Genomic DNA, 22,122 nt, shown 5'->3' on the forward strand with positions numbered 1-22,122 from the left:
TTTCAACGTTTTTATTACATTCAAGTGTGGAATAGTTTAGCGGAAATTACAAAACTTGCAATGAAATACCTGTTTAAAAAAACAGGTATTTCAAGTGACTTTACGGCTTACTTCATCCCGCTTTCAAAGGCTCGGATTTTACGATAAGTCACCTCCAGATTGGCGCTGAAGATAATTTTTTTAATTTCTTTGACTTTGGCGGATTTGACAATCGTGCGCAGCGGTTGAAACTGCATATTACACATATACAGCTGCTGATGCGGCAGCATATTCTGCACAAAACGGGTAAGCGCGTGAATGCCGCCGGCATCTAGTACGGTCACCGCATCGCACTGCAAAACGATATGCTTGATTTCATGATCCGTATGCACGGTTTTTTCATGCAAATCGGCAAACAGGTTATCCGCCGCGGCAAAAAACAACGGGCCGCTGATACGATATACCAGAATATCGCTCAGATCTTCCGGATGGGCGATTTCGATGGATTTGGTCATTTCCGCCACCGTGCGGATAAACAGCAGGCTGGCCAGCAACACGCCGACAGTAATGGCAATTACCATATCGAAAATCACGGTCAGAATTAAGCAGGTCAGCAAAACCGCAATTTCATTACGTCCGGAGCGACGTATCAGCTGGATAATCTGCGGCAGATTCGCCATATTCCATGCCACGACCAGCAATAACGCCGCCATGGAAGACAACGGCAGGTAAGACAGCGCGCGGGCAAAAAACAGCAATGCGAACAGCACCAGCAACGCATGCACGATAGCGGCAAGCGGTGAGACGGCGCCGGCTTTCACATTGGCGGCGGAACGCGCAATCGCCGCCGTTGCCGTAATACCGCCTAAAAACGGTGAGGCGATATTGCCCAGCCCTTGCGCCAGCAATTCATTATTGGAATGGTGTTTGGTGCCGGTCATATTATCCAGCACCACTGCGCACAGTAAGGATTCAATCGCGCCCAATACCGCCATGGAAAACGCAGCGGGCAACAGCGCCTGCAATGTGTCGAAATTCCAGTTCACCGTTTCTCCCTGCGCATTCGGTATATTCCACGGCAATACCCACGCCGGCAATACATTCGGAATGCCATACCCGGTCGAGCCGTCGGGTAAGCTGTAACTGAACGCCGAGCCGATCGTGGCGATCTGAAAACCGCAATGTAGCAAAACCAGCGACAACAGCGTGCCGACAATCACCGCCGGCAAATGACCGGGCACCGGTAAACGCAGCTTATGCCACTGAGTCAGCACCAATAACGTGACGACGCCCACCAAGGTATCCGCCCAGTTAATCGTCGGCAGCGCGGCGAAAATGGTCTGAACTTTGCCGATATAATGCGCCGGCATCTCACCGATAGTCAGCCCGAAAAAATCTTTAATCTGCAACGTGGCAATCACAATACCGATACCGCAGGTAAAGCCAAGCGTCACCGGCAACGGGATATATTCGATCAAACGCCCCAAACGAAACAGCGCCATCAGCACAAGAATAATGCCGGACATTAGCGTTGCCATCAACAAACCGCTTAAACCGAATTGCTGCGTGATCGGATAAAGAATAACCACAAAGGCGGCCGTCGGCCCGGAAATATTAAAGCGCGAACCGCCGGTTAACGCGATCAGCGTCCCCGCCACAATCGCCGTATATAACCCGTGCTGCGGCGGCACCCCGCTGGCAATCGCCAGCGCCATGGATAACGGAATGGCAATTACACCGACGGTTAAACCGGCAATAATATCTCTGATCAGATGTTGTTTACTGTAACCCGCACGAAAGCTGTCGCGCAAAGCACTGAACGGTTTGACCGCAAGAAACACATTTTTTGTTAAAAACCATTTTTTTAACATAACTACCCTAATAGCATAAGCATAAAAAAATAAGGTCGTATTTTAGCTCAAAATTGGATAAAAAATGCTGTTTTAGCGCAATAAAAACAAAAAATACTTGACGAAAGGTGCGGAAATCTTTATATTTTCGCCCTGTCCAGAACCGGTGAGATGTCCGAGTGGTTGAAGGAGCACGCCTGGAAAGCGTGTATGTGCGAAAGTGCATCAGGGGTTCGAATCCCCTTCTCACCGCCATTCATACTTTTTCAATTTTTTCCTATTTTCCAACGCATTGAAAAACAATATTTTTGGCTTTTATATTTTTTCCGAGCCGTTTTGATTTCAGAAAAAATCCCAAATGATCCCGTTTGTCATGTATAGCAAATAAAAAATGATGTTTTAATTTTCAGGGATCATTCCATAAAAAACTTAGTAAAATCAACAGATAATATCGGCACACAAAAAAAGCCTGATTAAATAGCAGGCTTTTCGGTGATTCGGATACGTTTGGTATTAACGCGGCGGTTTACGAGCCGTTATTGTACGACAATCAAACCGAGGCAGCCTTTGTCCGCCAGCATTAAATCCGACGCGCCGAAAATAAACGGATAATTGTTCGACGACATATTGTCGAATTTAATCAGAATCCGTACCGTGCCGTTCACCTGAACTGTGTCTTTCCAACCGATTTCACTTTGCGCCAGCGGCTGATCGTCAATACTTTCAACAATGAATTTCGCCCCCTGCACCTTAAATCCCACCGGGGCAGAAGCGGTCAGCGTCCAGCGTTCGACAGAGCCGAGAGCGGCATTCACATCCACGCGGCGCGGGTCAAACCGCTGTTGGTTGAGCAGCGCATTGCCCGCATCAAGATGAAAAGTGCGCTCATTGGCGATATGGCTGTTCAACAATGTCGGCGCTTCAGTATTAAATTGCGCCGCCGGCTTGCCGTTAAAGGCGACCGCCAGCCCTTCCGGCCGCAGTTCGAGTACCGTATTATCAATCAGTTCATCATCGGCGCTAAAAAACTGACTGATTTTATTGATAAAATTGCGTTTTTTGCCGGTAATCAGCGTTGCGTTGCCGCCTTCGTTCAAATCCACCAGTAATTCGATTCGTTCGCCTGGGGCCAATGTCACCGCATTGACGGTTTTCGCCTGCGGCAGAAAACCCAAATCCTGCGCAATAATCTGGAACTCCCGTTCATCATCAAAACGCAGTTCATAGGCTCTTGATAAAGAGGCGTTCACCAAACGCAACCGAATCCAGCCCCGCGTCACGGTGATATAAGGCGCTTCCTGCCCGTTCACAAACAGCCGCTCGCCGAGAAAGTGCGGTTGATTTTGGTGAAATAATTGCACGCCTTCTGCGTTAAGCCGCATATCCTGCAAAATCAGCGGAATATCATCCACGCCGTATTTTTGCGGCAGGGACAGTTTCCGGCTGTCCTCATCTTCAATAATCCACAGCCCGGCTAAGCCGCGATAAGTCTGATAAGCCGAACTTGCCAGCGTGCAGGCATGATACCAGCAGGTTGCGGCGGGTTGGTTAATCGGCACAATCGGCGCCCAGATTTCGTTCGGTTTGAACGCGCGCGCCACGCCGCCGAATAGCTCTGCGCTTGCCTGCAAGCCCTGAATATTAATCGCCACGATCTGCGGCAAGTTATTGCGATAATTTAATTTGGCGAAGTCACCGCGACGAATTTTCACCGTCGGCCCCAGATAGGCGCCGTTAAATCCCCAGACTTCCGTATATTTTCCGGGAATCAGCTGGGTTTGCGTGCTTTCCATACCGAGAAACAGCGGTTTTCCGCGGCGGATTTCAATTAATCCCGGAATACGCAAGGGCTGGCGCTCGGCCGCCAGCAACGGCGCGGGAATGGCGGAAAATGCGCCGGCCAGCAATGCGGTTTTTAAAAGCTGACGACGGGAATAATGTTTCATGCTGCGTACCTGTCAGGATTAAGCCGGCGGATTGGACTGCGCCAGTTCGGCATCCAGTTCGGCGATGCGGCGCTGCATAATCTGATAACAATGTTCCGCCAGCTCGCGCACATTTTCTTTGCTATAACCGGATGTATCGACGGGGTCTAAAATTTCACAAATGACCTTGCCATTATGCCAACGGTTAAGATCCACCTGATTATGCGTGGTGGAACACACCACTGGCACAATCGGCACTCCGGCAGCGATGGCGGCATAAAAGGCGCCGGTTTTAAACGGCAGCAATCCGCGTCCGCGGCTGCGGGTGCCTTCCGGAAACATCCAGATAGAGAGCTTGTCATCATTAATCCGGCGCGCCAGCTCAGACATGGTGCTGTGCGCTTTGGTGCGGTTATCGCGATCCAGAAAAATATTTCCCGTCGCCCAATATAAAATACCGAAAAACGGCACCCAGATCAGGCTTTTTTTCCCGACACTCACCGTGCGCGGCATCACCATATAGGAAATGGTTACCATATCATAGTTATTCTGGTGATTGCCGATATAAATGCAAGGGCCGATATTGCCGGCATTCGGCGGAAAACGATGCTCGACCGCCAGCCCGAACAACGGGTATAAACGCCCGAACCAGCGCGCCACCGCACCGACATTGCTCGGATTCCGAAAGCGGATAAAAGAATAAAGCGTGCCGAGCAGGCAAATCAAAATACAACAACAGGTGATGACAATAATTCTTAGGATTTTCAGCATAATTCAAGACTCGAAAAAAATTTGCTCAAGTATAGCGAAAATAGGCAAATATGTGTAGAAATCGGGAGAAAAAATGATACTCTACGGAAAAAAATCACATCACCAACAGCTATGAAAAAAACATATTTTATCGCGGACTTACATCTCAGCGAAAACCGACCGCACTTAACCCGCCTGTTTACCGATTTTATGCGGCAAAAAGCGCCGCAGGCGGAAAAACTGTATATTTTAGGCGACTTATTCGATTTCTGGATCGGCGACGATGAACGCTCTCCCCTGATTGAACTGGTCCGTCATCATATCCAGCAACTGACGGACAACGGCATTCCGTGTTATTTTATTCACGGCAACCGGGATTTCCTGCTCGGGGAAAACTTCGCCCGCAGCTGCGGCCTGCAGCTCCTGCCGGAATATCAACGTATTGATTTATATGGCACGCCGACCTTAATTTGCCACGGCGATACGCTTTGCACCGACGATCACGCCTATCAGCAATACCGCCGCAAAGTACACCAACAATGGCGCCAACGGTTATTTTTGTGTTTACCGCTCAAAGTGCGGTTAAAAATCGCGCAGAAAATCCGGGCCAAAAGTCAGGCGGACAAAAAACAAAAATCCGAGCAGATTATGGATGTCACGCCGGATTTCGTATTGCAAATATTTGACCGCTTCCATGTCCGACAGCTGATTCACGGGCATACGCATCGGCAAAATATTCATAAAATCGAACCGCACTTTACCCGCATCGTGCTGGGCGATTGGGGCGAAACTGCCTCCGTACTGGAAGTTTCCGCGCACGATTTGCACTTTATCAACGAAAATTAGAAACGAATATTAAAAAAGGAGACCACAATGGCAGACCCGCATATTAAATCCCCGATGGACTTTTGGGATTATCTTACCGTAATCCTCTACCGCAGCGGCTTCGTTTTAGCCGCCATCATGACCGCATTGCTGCCCTACTACCCCGAACAGGCCTATACGGGATTATTAATCGCCGCCATGTGCTGCGCCTCATCCCTGCATATTTATCTGAAACACTTTCGTCTATTGCTACAGTTCGCCACCTGGAGCGCCCTGTTGTGCCACTTATTCGGTTTTCATGAACTGGCGCTGGGCGCGGTTTTCGTCACGCTGGGCGGCTTGGCTTATAAAGAATACTTTTGTTTTAAAATATTCTGCCTCAACCTGCAACCGTTGTTCCTCGCCCTGCTCTGGTTCAGCGCCCTATTTAATTTCACCTTTATTTTCAATATATTATCCGTTATCAGCAGCGTTTTATTCTTGCTTACCGCAATACAAAAATGGCGCATGCCGTTACATTTTGATATTGGTGATAAAATGAAGTATCAGGTTTAAACGCAAGCCAATTTTATCTGACGGTGATATTTTGAAGCGGCGATTGCTATGTTAGCGAGTAATGACTAATGCAGGAAAAGTAATAAAGTGCGGTAATTTCTAACATAATTTTCGCGGTGTGCTCATCCGAAAAAACACGCGTAAAAAGCACCGCACTTTTGGGGTAGGAGGTCGGGTTAATATTTTACGATATGGCCGTAACCTTCCAGAATTTGTTTGATATGTTCGAGGGATTCTTTAGTCGGCGGTTTGACATCTTCCAGCTCATATTTTTCGCCCATGGCCGCCCATTTATGCGCGCCCAAACGGTGATAAGGCAGCAGTTCCACCTTTTCGATATTGTTCATGCCCTGAATGAACTGGCCCAGCAAATGCACGTCATGATCGTTGTCCGTCCAGCCGGGTACCACGACATAGCGGATCCAGACCTTTTGATTGCGTTTTTGCAGGTATTTGGCGAATTCCAGCGTGCGTTTATTCGGTACGCCGATTAAATTCTGGTGAATTTTGTCGTTTAATTCTTTCAAATCCAGTAACACCAGATCCGTCACGTCGAGTAATTCGTCAATAACATGATCATAATGGCGCACAAAACCGTTGGTATCTAAGCAGGTGTGAATCCCGTTTGCTTTACAGGCCCGAAACCAGTCACGTACAAATTCGGCCTGCAAAATCGCTTCTCCACCGGATGCGGTGACACCGCCGCCGGAAGCGTTCATGAAATGGCGATAAGTCACCACTTCTTTCATAAGCTCTTCGACGGTAATTTCTTTGCCGCCGTGTAAATCCCAAGTGTCGCGATTATGGCAGTATTTACAACGCATCAGGCAGCCTTGTAAAAACAGGATAAAACGAATCCCCGGCCCATCCACGGTGCCGCAGGATTCATAAGAATGATAACGAGCCACAACAGACATAATGTTCCTTATTGATAAATAGCTGAGTAGAAAATAAAGTAAAAATCGATAGCATAATATGGGAAAATTCCCCTCTGTCAGACATAAAGGGGAATTTTCTGAAATAGTGCGGTTTAAAATCCGCAAAGATTATTTACCGTCCCACGCTTTGATCGCGTCATGGCGGATTTTAACACGACCTTGCGCGTCGTTTTTATAATAATCTTTTGCCAGTCCGCCTTCCCAGTCGCCGTAATTCGGGTTCGGCAGAACAATAAATTTTGTGCCGAACGCTTTACTGTTTTCAGCCACAAAAGCACGGCGTTCCGCATTGGATTTACGGTAAGTGGCATCGCCGAAATCGTTTAAGTTATCGCCGATATACAGCACGATTTCATAACCTTGCTGCTCAATTTCGGCAAAACGTACTGACTTATTCGATTTGTCTTTTTTCAGATATAATGTGTCGTCACCGACGCCGGTAAAGCCTAATTTTTTCATGTCATCCACAGTGCCGGCTTTTTCTCCCGCATCTTTCCGGTTGGAAACATAGAACATTTTGCCGCCGTGCGCATTGACATAATTATTGAATTCCACCGCTCCGGCAATGGCACCGGTCTGCCGCGCTTCAACCCAGCGGGTCCAGTCTGCGCCGTCGAAGGCTTTGCCGTTTTGCACCTGCCAGCCGGCATAAGCGCTGTTATCCACCATGGTTTCATCAAGATCGACGACAACGGCTTTTTTCTTTCCTTTGCTGACTTTAGCGTTATCAAACGCGACTTTTGCAATATTAAACGCCTGATACGCCAGCGCCTGATACTCACCGGACTGCTGCACCCAGTTCAGCCCCAATACGGCCTGTTCCTGCAGGCGGGCGTCACCTTCGATTTTATTGCCGCAGGCGGTCAACATAAAAGCGGATGCCAAAGCCAGTGTTGTGAGTTTAATCTTGATGTTTTTCATTCGATGTCTCCTTACATAAGGTGGAATAGTAGTGTTACGGATAATAAATAGACGACTGAATACAACGTTTACAACTTACATAAATGTAAGGGAACACTATATTTCATATATGTTCCCTTAGCAATCAATTACTTTATTCGGCGATAAGCGGTGCTGAAAATACCGTCTGTCAGCACGGATAATTATGATAAAACCACCTTACATAATTAACACTTACCGCCTTAACATTCACCGTTTACATTGACTGAGTAAATGTACGGGTAATGACGTCTTGCTGCTGCTCTCTGGTTAGCGAGTTGAAACGTACCGCATAACCGGAAACACGGATTGTCAGCTGAGGATATTTCTCAGGATGATCAATCGCATCCAATAAGGTTTCACGGTTTAATACGTTAACGTTCAAGTGCTGACCGCCTTCCACGGAGGCTTCGTGATGGAAGTAACCGTCCATTAAGCCGGCAAGATTGCGTTTTTGTGCGTCAATGTCTTTACCTAACGCATTCGGTACGATAGAGAAGGTATAAGAAATACCATCTTTTGCGTAAGCGAACGGCAGTTTGGCAACAGAAGTCAGCGAGGCAACCGCACCTTTCTGGTCACGACCGTGCATTGGGTTGGCACCCGGTCCGAATGGGGCGCCTGCACGACGACCATCCGGCGTATTACCGGTTTTCTTACCGTACACCACGTTAGAGGTAATGGTCAGCACGGATTGTGTCGGTGTCGCATTGCGGTATGTTTTGTGAGTCTGAATTTTCTTCATGAAACGTTCGACCAAATCAACCGCTAAGTCATCCACACGGCTGTCGTTGTTACCGAATTGCGGATATTCGCCTTCGATTTCAAAATCAATCGCCACATTGGAAGCCACAACATTGCCGTCTTTATCTTTGATATCACCGCGAACCGGTTTAACTTTCGCATATTTAATTGCCGCCAGAGAGTCTGCCGCCACGGAAAGCCCGGCGATACCGCAAGCCATGGTACGGAATACGTCACGATCATGGAACGCCATTAACGCCGCTTCATAGGCATATTTATCATGCATAAAGTGGATAATGTTCAATGCGGTCACATATTGGGTTGCCAACCAATCCATAAAATGATCCATACGATCCATCACGGTATCGAAATTCAGCACCTCATCGGTGATAGGTGCGGTTTTAGGGCCGACCTGTACGCCGGATTTTTCATCAACACCGCCGTTGATCGCATACAGCAGGGTTTTCGCCAGATTCGCACGGGCACCGAAGAACTGCATTTGTTTACCGACCACCATCGGGCTTACGCAGCAGGCAATCGCATAGTCATCGTTATTGAAATCAGGACGCATTAAATCGTCATTTTCATATTGTACGGATGAAGTATCAATAGACACTTTGGCGCAGAAACGTTTGAATGCTTCCGGCAACTGTTCTGACCACAGAATAGTTAAGTTCGGTTCAGGCGACGGCCCCATGGTATACAGCGTATGCAGCATACGGAAACTGTTTTTAGTCACCAAGGTACGACCGTCTAAGCCCATACCGGCTAAGGTTTCAGTTGCCCACATCGGGTCACCGGAGAATAATTGATCGTATTCAGGGGTACGCAAGAAACGCACCATACGCAGTTTCATGACTAAGTGGTCGATTAATTCCTGCGCTTCCTGTTCGGTAATTTTGCCGGCTTTTAAGTCACGTTCAATATAAATATCCAAGAAGCTGGATACGCGACCGAACGACATTGCCGCACCGTTTTGTGATTTCACCGCCGCAAGGTAGGCGAAATAAGTCCATTGTACCGCTTCCTGCGCGTTAGTCGCCGGATTGGAAATATCACAACCATAAGAGGCCGCCATTTCTTTGATTTTGCCTAAAGCACGGTGTTGTTCGGCGATTTCTTCACGCAGCTGAATGGTTGCCTGAATATCTTCACCGCTTTCCAGACGAGGCTGTAATGAAGTAAATTGTTTGAATTTATCTTTCATTAAGAAATCAACGCCATATACCGCCAGACGACGATAGTCACCGATAATACGACCACGGCCGTAAGCATCCGGCAAACCGGTAATCACGCCGGATTTACGGCAGCGCAAAATATCCGGCGTATAAACGTCAAATACCCCTTGGTTATGGGTTTTACGGTATTCCGTAAAGATATGTTCGATTTCAGGTTTTAATTCGCGACGATAAACCTGACATGAACCTTTCACCATCTTAATTCCGCCGAATGGCATGATCGCGCGTTTTAACGGCGCATCGGTTTGCAAACCGACGATTTTTTCCAATGCTTTGTTGATATAACCGGCTTTGTGCGAAGTAATGGTTGACGGTGTATCGGTGTCAATGTCATATGGTTCGTGTGTTTTATTCTCAACTTTAATTTTTTCCATGACATCATTCCATAATGCGGTGGTCGCTTCGGTCGCATCCGCCAGGAATGATTCATCGCCTTCATAAGGTGTGTAGTTTTTCTGGATAAAATCGCGTACGTTTACTTCGGTCTGCCAGTCTCCCGGCACAAACCCTTCCCACGCTTTCTGTTGAGCTTCTGTTAATTGAGTCATTGCTATAACTTCCTTCTCTAGTAGATAAATTTCAACAATGTAAAAACGGTGCCAAAATCAACCGCTCTTACCCCTAAACTAATGTGCATGCGGTTTATTGGTAAACCACTGCAGCAATGCGATACAAACCCCGCCGCCGACAATATTGCCCAAGGTAACGGGAATGAGATTTTTTACTACGAAATGATAAACGTCCAGATCCGCGAACTGCGCCGGATCCATTTCAATCGCCTGCCAGAATTCCGCCGAGCTGAAATGTGCGGTGAAAATTCCCATCGGAATCATAAACATATTCGCCACGCTATGCTCGAAACCGGAAGCCACAAACAGCCCGATCGGCAAAATCATAATAAAGGCTTTATCGGTTAAGGTTTTGCCCGCATAGGCCATCCAAATGGCGATACAGACCATAATGTTACACAGAATCCCTAAGCAAAAGGCTTCAAACCAAGTATGGTGAATTTTATGCTGTGCCGTGTTTAAAATGGTCAGCCCCCATTGTCCGTCAGCCGCCATTGTTTGACCGGCAAACCACACCAACAGAACAATCACGATTGCACCGACAAAGTTACCGCAATATACCACTGCCCAGTTACGCAGCATCTGGAAGGTATTAATCCGTCCGCCGGCGCGGGCAACCAGCGTCATGGTGGATGAAGTGAATAACTCACAACCGCATACCACGACCATAATCACACCGATGGAAAAAACCAATCCGCCGACCAGTTTAGTTAATCCCCATGGAGCGCCGGCGCTGCCGGTTTGAGTTGTCGTATAGAAGATAAATGCAAGGGCGATAAATGCGCCGGCGGAAATTGCCGATAAGAAAGAGTAGAATTGGTTTTTAGTGGCTTTATATGCACCGACGTCCTCGCCGATTTGCGCCATTTCTGTCGGGGTTGCCATCAGGCTGATTGAGTTTTCCGTTTTCATTATGTATCCCACAAGAATTAACTCCGCCTATTCTAAGGCATTCGGACAAAACTTTAAACTAAAAAAATTTTTATTTTTTATAAATTTTTTTAAAAATAGTCTTATTTAACATTTATTTAACATCGAGACCTGAAATAAATTTCTTGATTAACATTAACTTAACAAACACTTTCTCAAATTGCTATTTTAATGATTTTCTGCTAAAAATGTGCTCCATAAAACCCATTATAAACCAAGGATATTACTATGGCAGAAGAAACAATTTTCAGTAAAATCATCCGCAAAGAAATTCCCGCCGATATTGTCTATCAGGATGAACTGGTCACCGCTTTCCGTGATATTTCACCGCAAGCCAAAACCCACATTCTGATTATCCCGAACAAGCTGATTCCGACCGTTAACGATGTCACCGAGCAGGATGAAATCAGTCTGGGACGACTGTTTACCGTCGCCGCTAAACTGGCGGAGCAGGAAGGCATCGCACAAGACGGTTATCGCCTAATCGTCAACTGCAACAAACACGGCGGGCAGGAAGTGTTCCATGTGCATATGCACTTGGTCGGTGGCGAACCCTTAGGCAAAATGCTGGCGAAATAAACCTCATGAACAAAATACTTGCCTGCAGCATTCTGTGCGTTATGTTAACCGCCTGCGGTTCCACGCCGACACCGAATCTGGTGCACACCACAAAACCGATTCTGAATATGGAAGCGAATCTGGTCGATTTGATTGACGCCAGCGCCGAGCCTCATTCCGCCCGGATAAAAAATAAATCCGCACAACCGGTTAGCGTCGCCTATCATTTTTTCTGGTATGACAAAAACGGCGTAACGCAAAACCCGGACAGCGAGCTGAGCGCCTCGCCGTCGGTCAGCCTCATGCCGCAACAACAAACCGCACTTGAACTGCGCCGCCCGACAGCCGACAGCGTCAACTATCGTCTTTATTTACGCTTAAAATAAGGTTTACCATGTCCACACTGCTTATTGATTTGGCGGGTCAGGCGCTTACCCGGGAAGATGCGGAATTATTAGCGCACCCACTGATCGCCGGCGTCATTTTATTCAGCCGCAACTTTCACGATCGGGCGCAGATTCAGGCGCTGGTCAGTGCCATTCGTGACGTGAAACAAGACTTGCTGATCACCGTCGATCAGGAAGGCGGACGCGTACAGCGTTTTCGTGACGGCTTCACCCAACTGCCCGCGATGCAGGCTTTCGCCTCACTGATTACCGATCCCGCCCGACAGGCGGAAACGGCCTTACAGGCGGGCTGGCAAATGGCGGCGGAAATGACCGCACTTGGCATTGATTTAAGTTTCGCGCCGGTGCTGGATCTCGGTCATCAATGCAAAGCCATCGGCGATCGCAGCTTTCATACCGAATGCGCACCGACAATCCGCCTCGCCGCACAGTTTATCGCCGGCATGCATCAGGCGGGCATGGCGGCCACCGGCAAGCATTTTCCCGGCCATGGTCATGTACTGGCGGATTCGCATCTGGAAACCCCTTATGATGATCGCAGTCAGGCGGAAATTTTCAGCCGGGATATTCAGCCGTTCCGCCAACTGATCGCGCGCGGCTGTTTGGATGCGGTCATGCCGGCACATGTTATCTACACGCAGTGCGACGCCCAACCTGCCAGCGGTTCCGATTATTGGCTGAAGCAGATACTGCGCGAAACATTCCATTTTCAAGGGGCGATTTTTTCCGATGATCTGGGCATGAAAGGCGCCGGTTTTATGGGCGATTTTGTCAGTCGCTGCGCAAAAGCGCTGTACGCCGGCTGCGATTTACTGTTGCTGTGCAATGAACGCGACGGAGTGATTCAGGTGCTGGACAATTTCAAACCGCAGGAATCGGCACAGCAGGCCGCATTACGCCACACGCGGCGACAACGGCTGTTTAAACGGAAAACGCTCAGCTGGGATGAACTGCAACAGTCTGCCCGTTGGCGGGAAAATCATCAAAAACTGACCGCACTTCAGCAACACTGGCTGAGCGCGAAGGAATAACATGCCGCTTACGATTCCCTGCCGTCATTATCAGCAACAGGATTGCCGTTCCTGTCAATGGCTGGAAAAACCCTACGCACAGCAGCTGGCGGACAAGACCGCTCACCTGCAACGGCAACTTGCCGCGCTGGATCAAACCGCACTGGTTTGGCATACGCCCTATGCCTCGCCGCTAAACCGGTTTCGCAACAAAGCCAAAATGGCAGTCAGCGGCACGGTAGAACGCCCCGTGCTGGGCATTGTACCGGATCCGGCGAATCCGCAAAGTGCGGTGGATTTATGCGATTGTCCGCTCTACCCCGCTGCTTTCGCCGGGGTATTTCCAATCTTAAAGGATTTTATCGCCCGCGCCGGGCTAACCCCTTACAACACCGCCAAACAAAAAGGCGAGCTGAAATATATTCTGTTGACCGAAAGCCGTATCAGCGGCGAACTCATGCTGCGTTTCGTGCTGCGTTCGGATAACAAACTTCCGTTAATCCGGCGGGAGTTGCCCGCCTTGCGGGCGAAACTGCCGCAGCTGAAAGTGATCAGCCTGAATATTCAGCCGCAGCATGCGGCCATTCTGGAAGGCGAAACGGAAATCCTGCTGACCGAACAGCACAATCTGGCCGAATCCTTTAACCGTATTCCATTGTTTATTCGCCCGCAGGGATTCTTCCAGACTAATCCTGTTGTGGCGCAGGGATTATACGGCACCGCACAACAATGGATTAAGCCATTGCCCGTCCGCGGCGTTTGGGATTTATTCTGCGGGGTCGGCGGTTTCGGTTTGCATTGCGCCCATGCGTTGCAGCAGCAAGGAAACGATGTTGAGCTGACCGGTATCGAAATTGCACCTTCCGCCATTTTTGCCGCCGGGTTATCCGCACGGCAACTGAATCTCAAAAAGGTCAACTTTCAGTCGCTGGATGCCGCACAATTCGCCCTCGCCCAAAAACAAACGCCGGATCTGCTTATCGTCAACCCGCCCCGACGCGGCCTCGGCACACAATTAGCCCAATTTCTTAACCAATTACAACCGCACTTTATTCTCTATTCCAGCTGCAACGCGGTTTCAATGGCAAAGGATCTGACCTTCCTGACAAATTACCGCATGCAAAAAATCCAACTTTTCGACATGTTCCCTCATACTGCGCATTATGAAGTACTGGTGTTGTTAACCAGATGTTCTTAGCAATTCTCTCTTGATTATGTATTCTTTCCCACTGACATTTTATAACAAGACGCATGATGACTGACATGCGTCTTTATTTCGCCAAGGCTATGCTTTTTGAACTGCCGCTTCTTCAGCTGCAATTTTTTGGCCCGCCCATCCTTCCGCGGAATAAATACCTAGTTTATTTTTACGCATCTGTCGATCGAAAAAGGCAACAATAAAAGGGCAAAGGAATAATGTAATAATTGAAGCGGTCGCACATTGAGCGGTTGCTAACGGAACATGAGGCGCAAACATAGGGTCGGCATCAGCAACGGCAGCTGGTGTCATGGCTGAATTTAATGCTGTTGTGCCAATAGCCGCCCCCATTGCATTACGTTCCCTCTTCGGTAAGAAAATATTAAAAATATAGAAAAATACCGCCGCAGTAAGCGTGGATAACAAACCTAAAATAATACCTGACGCCCCGGCAACCAAAATGGTATTAATATCGGTACCGGATCCAATGGCAATCGTCATAAAGAAAATAATGACCGGTTGCGCTTTAGCACACAATGCTCGGAAAGTATTATCAATATTGCCCCAAATGAAACCTATCAGTAGCGGAATTAATGTCGCAACGACCGCCATAAACGGAATATTGGCTAAACCGCTTGCACCCAACGCAATCAAAGTAAAAAATGGCCCGTCATTCAGTGATAGAATAGAAATTGCCCCTGTATCGGTAGAGTTTCCAAATTGCGATGAAAGGGAAATATAAAGCGAACCGTTGGAATTTGTAATAGCAGCAATTAATACTATCGGAGATAATCCCCAAATGCCTTCCGGTCCAAAAAACATCCCCACAGACAATCCGACAGCGACACCTAAAACAAATTTAATCCCTGTTAATACTACACCTTTATACAGCGGCATTCCCACTTGTCTTATATTGATAGATGCACCGCATAAAATTAGAAAAATCCCCATCATGGCCGGTTGACCATTTTTGAACAGCCCACTGGTAAAACCGCCTATCTCAAAAAAGCCTGGGAAAAAATGTCTTAATGAAAACGGCAAGTAACAAAGGAATAATAACAAGCCCGCCGGGAATTTTCATCATTTTATCCATTAATCCAAGATCGATATGCCCTTCTTTATTACGTTTCAATTTAAACATAACTTGTCTCCTAATTATCATCCAGTAAGATCACGCTTTAATTAATAACGTTATTGTTTACGATACTTCGTATCAATCTCATTAATTCGTTTTACTTTGGGTACGGATCTCCCCTCTGCAAAGTCACACTTCAACCATACATCAATTAAAGATTTTGCTAGCTCAACACCAATGACACGTTCGCCCAAGCACATAATTTGGGCATTGTTACTTTTTCTTGAGCGTTCAGCAGAAAACACATCATGACATACCGCCGCCCGAATACCCGGTATCTTATTAGCGGTAATACACATGCCTATACCGGTACCACAGGTTAAAATACCTCGTTCATATTTTCCTTCAGCGACTGCAATTGCCACACTCTCGGCAACGTCAGGATAAAGAACAATGTCGCCTTCACCGGCACCGAAATCATCATATTCAACACCTAATTCATCCAAATGTTTCATAATTTCAACCTTTAAACGATAGGCCGCTTCATCACAACCAATTGCAATTTTCATATCCATTCTCCTGTTTATTAATTATCCGCGTCCCGACAAGCTTCAAGGAACAAGCGATCAACGATTTCACATGCCGTATTTTCGTTACCGGTCAGCCCGCCTTTTCCAATAATCGGCATGCTGTTATTAAATTTACCAATTAAACGTCCCACATCAGCTTGCGGAATAACATAATCAATGACTTCAATCGCGGAGACATCCAGTTGATTACATATATTCACCATCGTATCGCCGCCCGTTGCGTAAATACCGGCAAAACGCTCGAAACCGACAACGCTGAAAATTTCGGCAATAATCGTACCTAATCCCGCATTAATACGTTCAGCACTTTCACCATGAATATAATTACGTTTCTCATCTTCCTCATTTAAATTAAGTAAAGGCCCGTGTAGTGCAGTTTCAAGTAAGATTGCTCTTGGCGGCTGTTTATCTGACATGTAATTTTTAACGCGATTAATGATGCGTTTCGCCTCTTTATCCGCAATTTCGCCCCCTTCTATCAATAAAAGAGGATCGACGGAAATCACAGCGTTACGTTTATCACGACACAGCGCCTCCATCTGAAGTTTCGTCACCGAGGTTGCACTACCGGCAACAACCAACGCGGTTTTCCCCTCTGCACATTTATCCCCGTTTTTAGGTATATTCGGTTCTTCTTTATGAATAATTCCCCGATGAAAATTCAACGCGACCGTAAATGGACCGGGATCAACGGCTAAAATATTATTTTCAAGCAGTAAACAAGCATGCGCGATATTAGAAACGTCCTCTAACGTAATGGCGTCCACTACAATAATCTGATTGCCCTGCTTAATTTGCTCCATTAATGCGATCTTGATATCATAGATACCGTGCATTACATCATTGAGCCCGATAAGTCCGATTTTACGGTGCGTCTGAGTAGCCAATAGCGCGGGAATATACCCCTCTTTCACCGGAGTTCTGACATCTTGTGCCACCGGCGTACTTGTTAGTGCAACACCATCAATAACCGAATACCCACCAACCATAATGCGTCGGGATTGAGGCATCGCAGGCACAACAACCGCAATAAAATCTTCGGACAGAAGATCCAACATTGCGTCAATTTCCACGCCAATCCCGCCTCGCATAGTCGTATCAATACGTTTGGTAAAAAATTGGACGCCCATATTTTTTAAAACAGAAGTTGCGTCTTGCACATATTTATATGCTTCATGTTTCATTAACGGACGGCTGTTAGTACTGATTAAAACCGATTCAGAATCCATTTCGGAATTCAGTTTTTGAGCCGCTTCAGTATTAAAGAATACAGTGGTTTTAGAACCTGAACGCGCCAACAACACACCTGTTGTGGTCGCACCGGTCAAATCATCTGCTATAACTCCAATGACAGGCATAATATACCTCCTGAGATTTAAGAACTTTGCTGTTTATACACATTCAAAAGTGCGGTCAAAAATAACAACGTTTTTATATTGAGTTCCTTTTATTCATATATTTAGATGTGTATTCCGCGAGTACTTTGGTCGATTCAATCATACTGATGCCATTGGCAATATTTTTCCCTGCAATATCAAAAGCAGTACCATGGTCAACCGAACTACGCATAAACGGCAAACCAAAAGTAATGGTGACGGATTTTTCAAAATCATAAGTTTTACAGGCAATATGTCCCTGATCATGGTAAAGAGAAAGAATTGCATCATATTTACCCGATTTACCGATATGAAAGAGTGAATCGGCAGGAAGCGGACCAACCGCATTAATACCATGTTGTTTCGCTTCTTCCACTGCCGGAATCAGTTCGTTAATTTCCTCGCGCCCAAATAATCCGTTGTCGCCACCGTGCGGATTTAGCGCCGCAACTGCAATTAAAGGATTCTCAATACCGATATTTCTTAACTCCTGATCAATATTAACAATGCAATTCAAAACATTTTCTTTATTGGCGTATTTACATGCATCGATTAGTGACATATGACGACTAACGAAAAAAACTCTTAATTTATGACAGCTGAACATAGTCAAGCCATAAGATGAATTAGTCTCATTTTGATAAATTTCGGTATGTCCGGGTTCTTTCACGCCGACCAGTTTAATGGCTCCTTTGTGGATCGGCGCTGTTGAAACCGCATCAATTTTTTTTGCTAATCCCAGTTGAATAGATTTAATGATCCAATCGTAAGACATTTGTCCGGCCAGAGCCTGAACATCTCCCCATTTAATAGAGTCGATATCGTAATTACCAGTTTCCAAAACGTCTAAAGTACCAAACTCATAATCAGCTTCCGCAGGATCATTAATCTTTTTATATTTTGGAAAAACCCCTCTAACCTTGGCCGCTCTCTCTAAAATAGCAATGCTGCCAATAACAAAAGGTTTACAAACATCATGAATTTCTTTACACAGCATAGTGTCCATAACAATTTCTGGTCCGATACCAGCCGGATCACCTAGCGTTAATGCAATAACAGGTTTTATCATAAATCACTCCTTTCGATTTATTTTATACAAAGAAAATCGAAAATTATATTTGATCTTTCTTAAATGCTTATCAAGTCTTTTTTTATAAAAAATCATCACAATTGGATCTGGATCACAAAAATTATGTCAATTATATCCATTTATTTTCGTTTGCATTTAAAACGAAAATATTAGAGAATATAAAAAATCTAAGCGAGAAAGAAACCTATGAAATTTAGCGAAAAAGAGCAGAAAATTTTAGATTTACTGGAAGAACAAGGTCATGTGGACAATACGGAATTAAGCCATTATCTACAATGTTCTACAGTAACCATACGTACGATGATGAGATCACTGGAAAAACAAGGGCTATTGATCCGAACTCATGGTGGTGCAAGAAGTCTAGATAATCACTTAACTCTGACTGTTCCGGCCGGGAATATTTTTAAAGACAGTGAGAGTAAAATGAGGATTGCAGAACGCGCTTATCAATATATATCAGATAGGGACACGATTATTATCGATGAATCATCCAACAGTTATTACCTTGCTCAAGTAATAAAAAAATATGCAAATAAATATCTTATTGTCATTACCAATTCACTGGCTGTAGCGGCCGAACTATCAGAATGCAATTCTGTGGATGTCATTGCAATTGGAGGTATGCTTACTAAAAATCCTCCCGCTTTCGTTGGTGACTTTGCAATTAATACATTAAAAAATTTTAAGGCGGTAAAAGCATTTATCGGCGTACACGGGATCGATCCAGAAATAGGCATCACATCAATTGGTAATGAGCAGATGATGATCAAAAAATTAATTTTTGACATCACTCAACAAGTCTATGTATTGGCTTGCAGCAATAAATTTCGTACCGGATACTTATTGGTTTCTGCAAAATTGGAACAAATACACAAAATAATTACTGATACCGATATCAATCAAGATCACTATAAACAGATCTGTCAAAAAGTAAATTTAGACCTCGTTTAACCCATAAAATCAAGGCACCCAACCCGGATGCCTTGATGATACAGATGAGATAAATCAGAATAACCGTTTCGACATGGCCATTAAATCGGCTTTAAACTCACGGCGCATATTATTAATGGCGTCAATAATATCGTGGTGAACCAGTTGTTCGTTTTGGATGCCGACGCAATAACCGCCTTTCCCTTGCAGCAGCAAATCCACGGCATACACGCCCATACGGGAGGCCAGAATACGGTCAAAGGCGCAAGGCGTACCGCCGCGCTGGATATGCCCCAGTACAGTAGCACGGGTTTCATGGTGTACGCGCGATTCAATTTCTTTCGCCAAGGCATTTACATCACAAATTAATTCGGTAATCACAATCAGCGCATGTCGTTTGCCGTTTGCGATACTGCGTTCAATCTGTTGGATCAATTCTTCGCGGTTAAATTCCACTTCGGAGGCGACGATATATTCGCAGCCACCGGCAATTCCAGCGGAAATGGTTAAATCGCTGCAATGTCTGCCCATAATTTCCACAATGGAAATACGCTGGTGAGAACTTGAAGTATCGCGCAACCGGTCGATAGCTTCCACCGCAGTTTGCAAAGCAGTTTGATAACCGATGGTATAATCCGTTCCCGCCACGTCGTTATCAATGGTGCCCGGAATGCCGACGCAAGGAAAACCGTGTTCTTCGGTTAATAATTTCGCCCCCATATAGGAACCGTCACCGCCGATCACCACTAATGCGTCGATACCGTGCGAGCGCAGAATTTCCGCGCATTTGGCACGCACCGCAGGGTCTTTAAATTCCGGAAAACGCGCCGAACCTAAAAATGTGCCGCCGCGGTTAATCACATCGGATACGCTGTAACGGGTCAATTGTTTGATTTTATTGTGATATAAACCATGATAGCCGTCATAAATACCATACACGTCCAGCCCTTCCGCCAACGCAGAACGCACAACGCCGCGAATCGCGGCATTCATTCCCGGCGCATCGCCGCCACTTGTCAATACAGCAATTTTTTTAATCATAAATATACCTTATTAAACGTTACAATATAAAAACTGTCGCTAAGATTACACCATTCACCTAAGCCGCTCTAGCAAAATTTTTGTGAATTCTCACATATTTTGATTTAGGTCTAATTATGTTGCGCGGCGCTGAACGCTTATGGTTTGCCTTGCTGTTCCGTCTGCACCACACTGGTCGGTTCATGGTGAATCACAATATCGACCTGCGCAAACAATTCTCTTAACCGGCGTTCCAACTGATCCGTAATGGCATGCGCCTGCAAAAAAGACAGGTGATCATCCAGTTCCAGATGAAACTGGATAAAACGCACCGCACCGGAGCGTCGGGTGCGCAGATCATGAAAACCGAGAATCTGCGGATCGGATAAAATCAGCTGTTCGATGCGTTGGATTTCTGTCGGCGGCAGTGCCTGATCCAGCAATAACTGCACGGCATCAAATAACATTTTGCCCGCATTAAACAGAATATAAACCGCGATAAGAATCGCAAACAGCGCATCTGCGGCAATAAAGCCGTATGCGCTCAGCCCCAGCGAAATCAGGATCGCAATATTCATCAGCAAATCGGTCTGATAATGCAAACGATCCGCTTTAATCGCCGGACTGTCCGTCTGCCGGATTACGCGGCGTTGATAACACACCAACCCCAATGTGGCGACAATGGAAAAAAGTGTCACCGTAATCCCCAACGCCGTATTGCTTAACGGCTGAGGCGTATTTAAGCGGTGAATGCCCTGCAATAACAGGAAAATGGCGGAACCGGAAATAAACGCGCTTTGCGCCAGCGCCGCCAGCGATTCCGCTTTACCGTGTCCGAACGAGTGATTATGATCCGCCGGCATCAGCGCAAAACGCAAAATCAGCATATTCATGCAGGATGCCAGCAAATCCAGCAGGGAATCCGTGATCGACGCCAGCATACTGACAGAACCGGTCTGCCACCACGCAACGCCTTTAGCTAAAATCAGCACCAAGGCCGTCAACACCGCCAAATTTGCGGCTTTTTTTACCTGTAACGAATAAGTCCGCACTATTTTTCACAGCTCCATGGCCAGCTTGCCTGCTTCAGCTGCGCCATTTCCTTATCCGCAACATATTTTTTCAGATAACTGACGATTTTGCTTTTGCTCATATTCATCAGCTTTTTATTCTTGGCGATTTTTACCGAATACTGATATTGAATAAAGCCGCACAACGGTACATCTTTGCCCTTCGACACATCCACCCGCCAATCCTTATTCTGTGCGCTCGGCGGATAAATCACAAACCCATACAGCACATCATCCTGACGATAAAGATCAAAACGCGGCACGGCCGTATTTTGATACACCCGCCGGCGCAGCTGAATACGATCATCTAACGTTCGTTGCTGGCGGTTGCGATCCAATAATAATTCCACCGCACTTTTCCAATCCTGCGGCGTATCCTCTTTAGTAACATAAAAATAGCGCGCCATACTGCCTAAATCCTGCTGCGCGGCAAGATAGTAAGTGCGATTATTATGCCCGACCACCTGCGGCACGGACAATTCCGGCTGCGCGGCGCAGGCGGCAAGCAAAAGTGCGGTGCCGAAAAGCGATATTTTTTTTAACATCGCAACGATAG

22 protein-coding genes and 1 tRNA gene are annotated in these 22,122 nt (G+C 46.4%); 8 read left to right on the forward strand and 15 right to left on the reverse strand.

Annotated features, from left to right (window positions below; genetic code table 11):
- Positions 1-107 precede the first annotated feature (107 nt).
- A complete protein-coding gene (dauA, locus tag ACESOH_RS00615) occupies positions 108-1,850 on the reverse strand; it encodes a C4-dicarboxylic acid transporter DauA (protein WP_373098991.1) in 1,743 nt (580 codons plus the stop codon).
- A 144-nt stretch (positions 1,851-1,994) separates the two neighbouring features.
- Here dauA and ACESOH_RS00620 point away from each other — a divergent pair.
- Positions 1,995-2,084: transfer RNA gene (locus tag ACESOH_RS00620), tRNA-Ser, on the forward strand.
- 281 nt (positions 2,085-2,365) lie between these two features.
- Here ACESOH_RS00620 and ACESOH_RS00625 read toward each other — a convergent pair.
- Complete coding sequence (locus ACESOH_RS00625) at positions 2,366-3,775, reverse strand: multicopper oxidase domain-containing protein (RefSeq protein WP_373098993.1); 1,410 nt, start codon at positions 3,773-3,775, stop codon at positions 2,366-2,368.
- Positions 3,776-3,793: 18 nt separating this feature from the next.
- A complete protein-coding gene (locus tag ACESOH_RS00630; RefSeq protein WP_373098994.1) occupies positions 3,794-4,525 on the reverse strand; it encodes a 1-acylglycerol-3-phosphate O-acyltransferase in 732 nt (243 codons plus the stop codon).
- Positions 4,526-4,636: 111 nt separating this feature from the next.
- Between ACESOH_RS00630 and lpxH the strand changes: the two genes are divergently transcribed.
- Positions 4,637-5,350, forward strand: a complete 714-nt coding sequence (gene lpxH, locus ACESOH_RS00635; RefSeq protein ID WP_373098996.1) for a UDP-2,3-diacylglucosamine diphosphatase — start codon at positions 4,637-4,639, stop codon at positions 5,348-5,350.
- A 27-nt stretch (positions 5,351-5,377) separates the two neighbouring features.
- Positions 5,378-5,884: a DUF2301 domain-containing membrane protein gene (locus ACESOH_RS00640; protein WP_373098998.1), complete on the forward strand. Its 507-nt coding sequence runs from the start codon at positions 5,378-5,380 to the stop codon at positions 5,882-5,884.
- A 176-nt stretch (positions 5,885-6,060) separates the two neighbouring features.
- Here the strand turns inward: ACESOH_RS00640 and pflA are convergent, their stop codons facing one another.
- The 4 genes from pflA to focA all read right to left on the reverse strand — a co-directional run bounded on the left by pflA (position 6,061) and on the right by focA (position 11,224).
- Complete coding sequence (gene pflA / locus ACESOH_RS00645; RefSeq protein WP_032092563.1) at positions 6,061-6,801, reverse strand: pyruvate formate lyase 1-activating protein; 741 nt, start codon at positions 6,799-6,801, stop codon at positions 6,061-6,063.
- A 129-nt stretch (positions 6,802-6,930) separates the two neighbouring features.
- Positions 6,931-7,743 (reverse strand): 5'-nucleotidase, lipoprotein e(P4) family, encoded by an 813-nt coding sequence (locus tag ACESOH_RS00650; protein WP_373099000.1) that lies wholly within the window; start codon positions 7,741-7,743, stop codon positions 6,931-6,933.
- Positions 7,744-7,978: 235 nt separating this feature from the next.
- Complete coding sequence (gene pflB, locus ACESOH_RS00655) at positions 7,979-10,291, reverse strand: formate C-acetyltransferase (RefSeq protein ID WP_032092561.1); 2,313 nt, start codon at positions 10,289-10,291, stop codon at positions 7,979-7,981.
- 78 nt (positions 10,292-10,369) lie between these two features.
- Entirely contained in the window at positions 10,370-11,224 is an 855-nt protein-coding gene (gene focA, locus ACESOH_RS00660; protein ID WP_373099003.1) for a formate transporter FocA, read from the reverse strand.
- A gap of 246 nt (positions 11,225-11,470) precedes the next feature.
- On the opposite strand from focA, the gene hinT reads away from it, so the two are divergent.
- Genes hinT through rlmC form a run of 4 tightly spaced genes read left to right on the forward strand, consistent with a single transcriptional unit; the run spans position 11,471 to position 14,415 of the window.
- Positions 11,471-11,821: a purine nucleoside phosphoramidase gene (gene hinT, locus ACESOH_RS00665; RefSeq protein ID WP_032092559.1), complete on the forward strand. Its 351-nt coding sequence runs from the start codon at positions 11,471-11,473 to the stop codon at positions 11,819-11,821.
- 5 nt (positions 11,822-11,826) lie between these two features.
- The gene (locus ACESOH_RS00670; RefSeq protein ID WP_373099005.1) at positions 11,827-12,186 is read left to right on the forward strand and encodes a YcfL family putative periplasmic lipoprotein; all 360 of its coding nucleotides are present in this window, start codon (positions 11,827-11,829) and stop codon (positions 12,184-12,186) included.
- A gap of 8 nt (positions 12,187-12,194) precedes the next feature.
- Positions 12,195-13,238: a beta-N-acetylhexosaminidase gene (nagZ, locus tag ACESOH_RS00675; RefSeq protein WP_373099007.1), complete on the forward strand. Its 1,044-nt coding sequence runs from the start codon at positions 12,195-12,197 to the stop codon at positions 13,236-13,238.
- 1 nt (position 13,239) lies between these two features.
- Complete coding sequence (gene rlmC / locus ACESOH_RS00680; RefSeq protein WP_373099009.1) at positions 13,240-14,415, forward strand: 23S rRNA (uracil(747)-C(5))-methyltransferase RlmC; 1,176 nt, start codon at positions 13,240-13,242, stop codon at positions 14,413-14,415.
- 87 nt (positions 14,416-14,502) lie between these two features.
- Here the strand turns inward: rlmC and ACESOH_RS00685 are convergent, their stop codons facing one another.
- The 5 genes from ACESOH_RS00685 to pdxA all read right to left on the reverse strand — a co-directional run bounded on the left by ACESOH_RS00685 (position 14,503) and on the right by pdxA (position 18,525).
- Positions 14,503-15,456: a 2-keto-3-deoxygluconate permease gene (locus tag ACESOH_RS00685; RefSeq protein ID WP_373099010.1), complete on the reverse strand. Its 954-nt coding sequence runs from the start codon at positions 15,454-15,456 to the stop codon at positions 14,503-14,505.
- Positions 15,416-15,556, reverse strand: coding sequence for a 2-keto-3-deoxygluconate permease (locus ACESOH_RS00690; RefSeq protein WP_373099012.1), 141 nt, complete (start codon positions 15,554-15,556; stop codon positions 15,416-15,418). Before ACESOH_RS00690 ends, ACESOH_RS00685 begins: the two co-directional genes overlap by 41 nt.
- Positions 15,557-15,606: 50 nt before the next feature.
- Positions 15,607-16,059, reverse strand: coding sequence for a ribose 5-phosphate isomerase B (rpiB, locus tag ACESOH_RS00695; protein WP_373099014.1), 453 nt, complete (start codon positions 16,057-16,059; stop codon positions 15,607-15,609).
- A 17-nt stretch (positions 16,060-16,076) separates the two neighbouring features.
- A complete protein-coding gene (locus ACESOH_RS00700) occupies positions 16,077-17,438 on the reverse strand; it encodes a four-carbon acid sugar kinase family protein (RefSeq protein WP_032092554.1) in 1,362 nt (453 codons plus the stop codon).
- A 73-nt stretch (positions 17,439-17,511) separates the two neighbouring features.
- Positions 17,512-18,525: a 4-hydroxythreonine-4-phosphate dehydrogenase PdxA gene (gene pdxA / locus ACESOH_RS00705; protein ID WP_373099016.1), complete on the reverse strand. Its 1,014-nt coding sequence runs from the start codon at positions 18,523-18,525 to the stop codon at positions 17,512-17,514.
- 207 nt (positions 18,526-18,732) lie between these two features.
- Between pdxA and ACESOH_RS00710 the strand changes: the two genes are divergently transcribed.
- On the forward strand, positions 18,733-19,497 hold the full coding sequence (locus tag ACESOH_RS00710; RefSeq protein WP_373099018.1) for a DeoR/GlpR family DNA-binding transcription regulator: 765 nt from the start codon (positions 18,733-18,735) through the stop codon (positions 19,495-19,497).
- Positions 19,498-19,551: 54 nt separating this feature from the next.
- Here ACESOH_RS00710 and pfkA read toward each other — a convergent pair whose 3' ends face one another.
- From pfkA to ACESOH_RS00725, 3 genes are all read right to left on the reverse strand, one after another.
- Positions 19,552-20,517 (reverse strand): 6-phosphofructokinase, encoded by a 966-nt coding sequence (gene pfkA / locus ACESOH_RS00715; RefSeq protein ID WP_032092551.1) that lies wholly within the window; start codon positions 20,515-20,517, stop codon positions 19,552-19,554.
- Positions 20,518-20,654: 137 nt separating this feature from the next.
- Positions 20,655-21,551, reverse strand: coding sequence for a cation diffusion facilitator family transporter (locus ACESOH_RS00720; protein ID WP_373099843.1), 897 nt, complete (start codon positions 21,549-21,551; stop codon positions 20,655-20,657).
- Positions 21,548-22,111, reverse strand: coding sequence for an HI_0983 family protein (locus ACESOH_RS00725; RefSeq protein ID WP_032092625.1), 564 nt, complete (start codon positions 22,109-22,111; stop codon positions 21,548-21,550). The genes ACESOH_RS00720 and ACESOH_RS00725 overlap by 4 nt, the downstream gene beginning before the upstream one ends.
- Between the last annotated feature and the right edge of the window lie 11 nt (positions 22,112-22,122).

The organism is Necropsobacter rosorum, assembly GCF_964241405.1.
Taxonomy (GTDB): domain Bacteria; phylum Pseudomonadota; class Gammaproteobacteria; order Enterobacterales; family Pasteurellaceae; genus Necropsobacter; species Necropsobacter rosorum.

Coding starts and splice junctions, on each gene's coding strand:
- dauA (WP_373098991.1), bottom strand. CDS start 1,850: ATGTTAAAAAAATGGTTTTTAACAAAAAATGTGTTTCTTGCGGTCAAA.
- ACESOH_RS00625 (WP_373098993.1), bottom strand. CDS start 3,775: ATGAAACATTATTCCCGTCGTCAGCTTTTAAAAACCGCATTGCTGGCC.
- ACESOH_RS00630 (WP_373098994.1), bottom strand. CDS start 4,525: ATGCTGAAAATCCTAAGAATTATTGTCATCACCTGTTGTTGTATTTTG.
- lpxH (WP_373098996.1), top strand. CDS start 4,637: ATGAAAAAAACATATTTTATCGCGGACTTACATCTCAGCGAAAACCGA.
- ACESOH_RS00640 (WP_373098998.1), top strand. CDS start 5,378: ATGGCAGACCCGCATATTAAATCCCCGATGGACTTTTGGGATTATCTT.
- pflA (WP_032092563.1), bottom strand. CDS start 6,801: ATGTCTGTTGTGGCTCGTTATCATTCTTATGAATCCTGCGGCACCGTG.
- ACESOH_RS00650 (WP_373099000.1), bottom strand. CDS start 7,743: ATGAAAAACATCAAGATTAAACTCACAACACTGGCTTTGGCATCCGCT.
- pflB (WP_032092561.1), bottom strand. CDS start 10,291: ATGACTCAATTAACAGAAGCTCAACAGAAAGCGTGGGAAGGGTTTGTG.
- focA (WP_373099003.1), bottom strand. CDS start 11,224: ATGAAAACGGAAAACTCAATCAGCCTGATGGCAACCCCGACAGAAATG.
- hinT (WP_032092559.1), top strand. CDS start 11,471: ATGGCAGAAGAAACAATTTTCAGTAAAATCATCCGCAAAGAAATTCCC.
- ACESOH_RS00670 (WP_373099005.1), top strand. CDS start 11,827: ATGAACAAAATACTTGCCTGCAGCATTCTGTGCGTTATGTTAACCGCC.
- nagZ (WP_373099007.1), top strand. CDS start 12,195: ATGTCCACACTGCTTATTGATTTGGCGGGTCAGGCGCTTACCCGGGAA.
- rlmC (WP_373099009.1), top strand. CDS start 13,240: ATGCCGCTTACGATTCCCTGCCGTCATTATCAGCAACAGGATTGCCGT.
- ACESOH_RS00690 (WP_373099012.1), bottom strand. CDS start 15,556: ATGTTTAAATTGAAACGTAATAAAGAAGGGCATATCGATCTTGGATTA.
- rpiB (WP_373099014.1), bottom strand. CDS start 16,059: ATGAAAATTGCAATTGGTTGTGATGAAGCGGCCTATCGTTTAAAGGTT.
- ACESOH_RS00700 (WP_032092554.1), bottom strand. CDS start 17,438: ATGCCTGTCATTGGAGTTATAGCAGATGATTTGACCGGTGCGACCACA.
- pdxA (WP_373099016.1), bottom strand. CDS start 18,525: ATGATAAAACCTGTTATTGCATTAACGCTAGGTGATCCGGCTGGTATC.
- ACESOH_RS00710 (WP_373099018.1), top strand. CDS start 18,733: ATGAAATTTAGCGAAAAAGAGCAGAAAATTTTAGATTTACTGGAAGAA.
- pfkA (WP_032092551.1), bottom strand. CDS start 20,517: ATGATTAAAAAAATTGCTGTATTGACAAGTGGCGGCGATGCGCCGGGA.
- ACESOH_RS00725 (WP_032092625.1), bottom strand. CDS start 22,111: ATGTTAAAAAAAATATCGCTTTTCGGCACCGCACTTTTGCTTGCCGCC.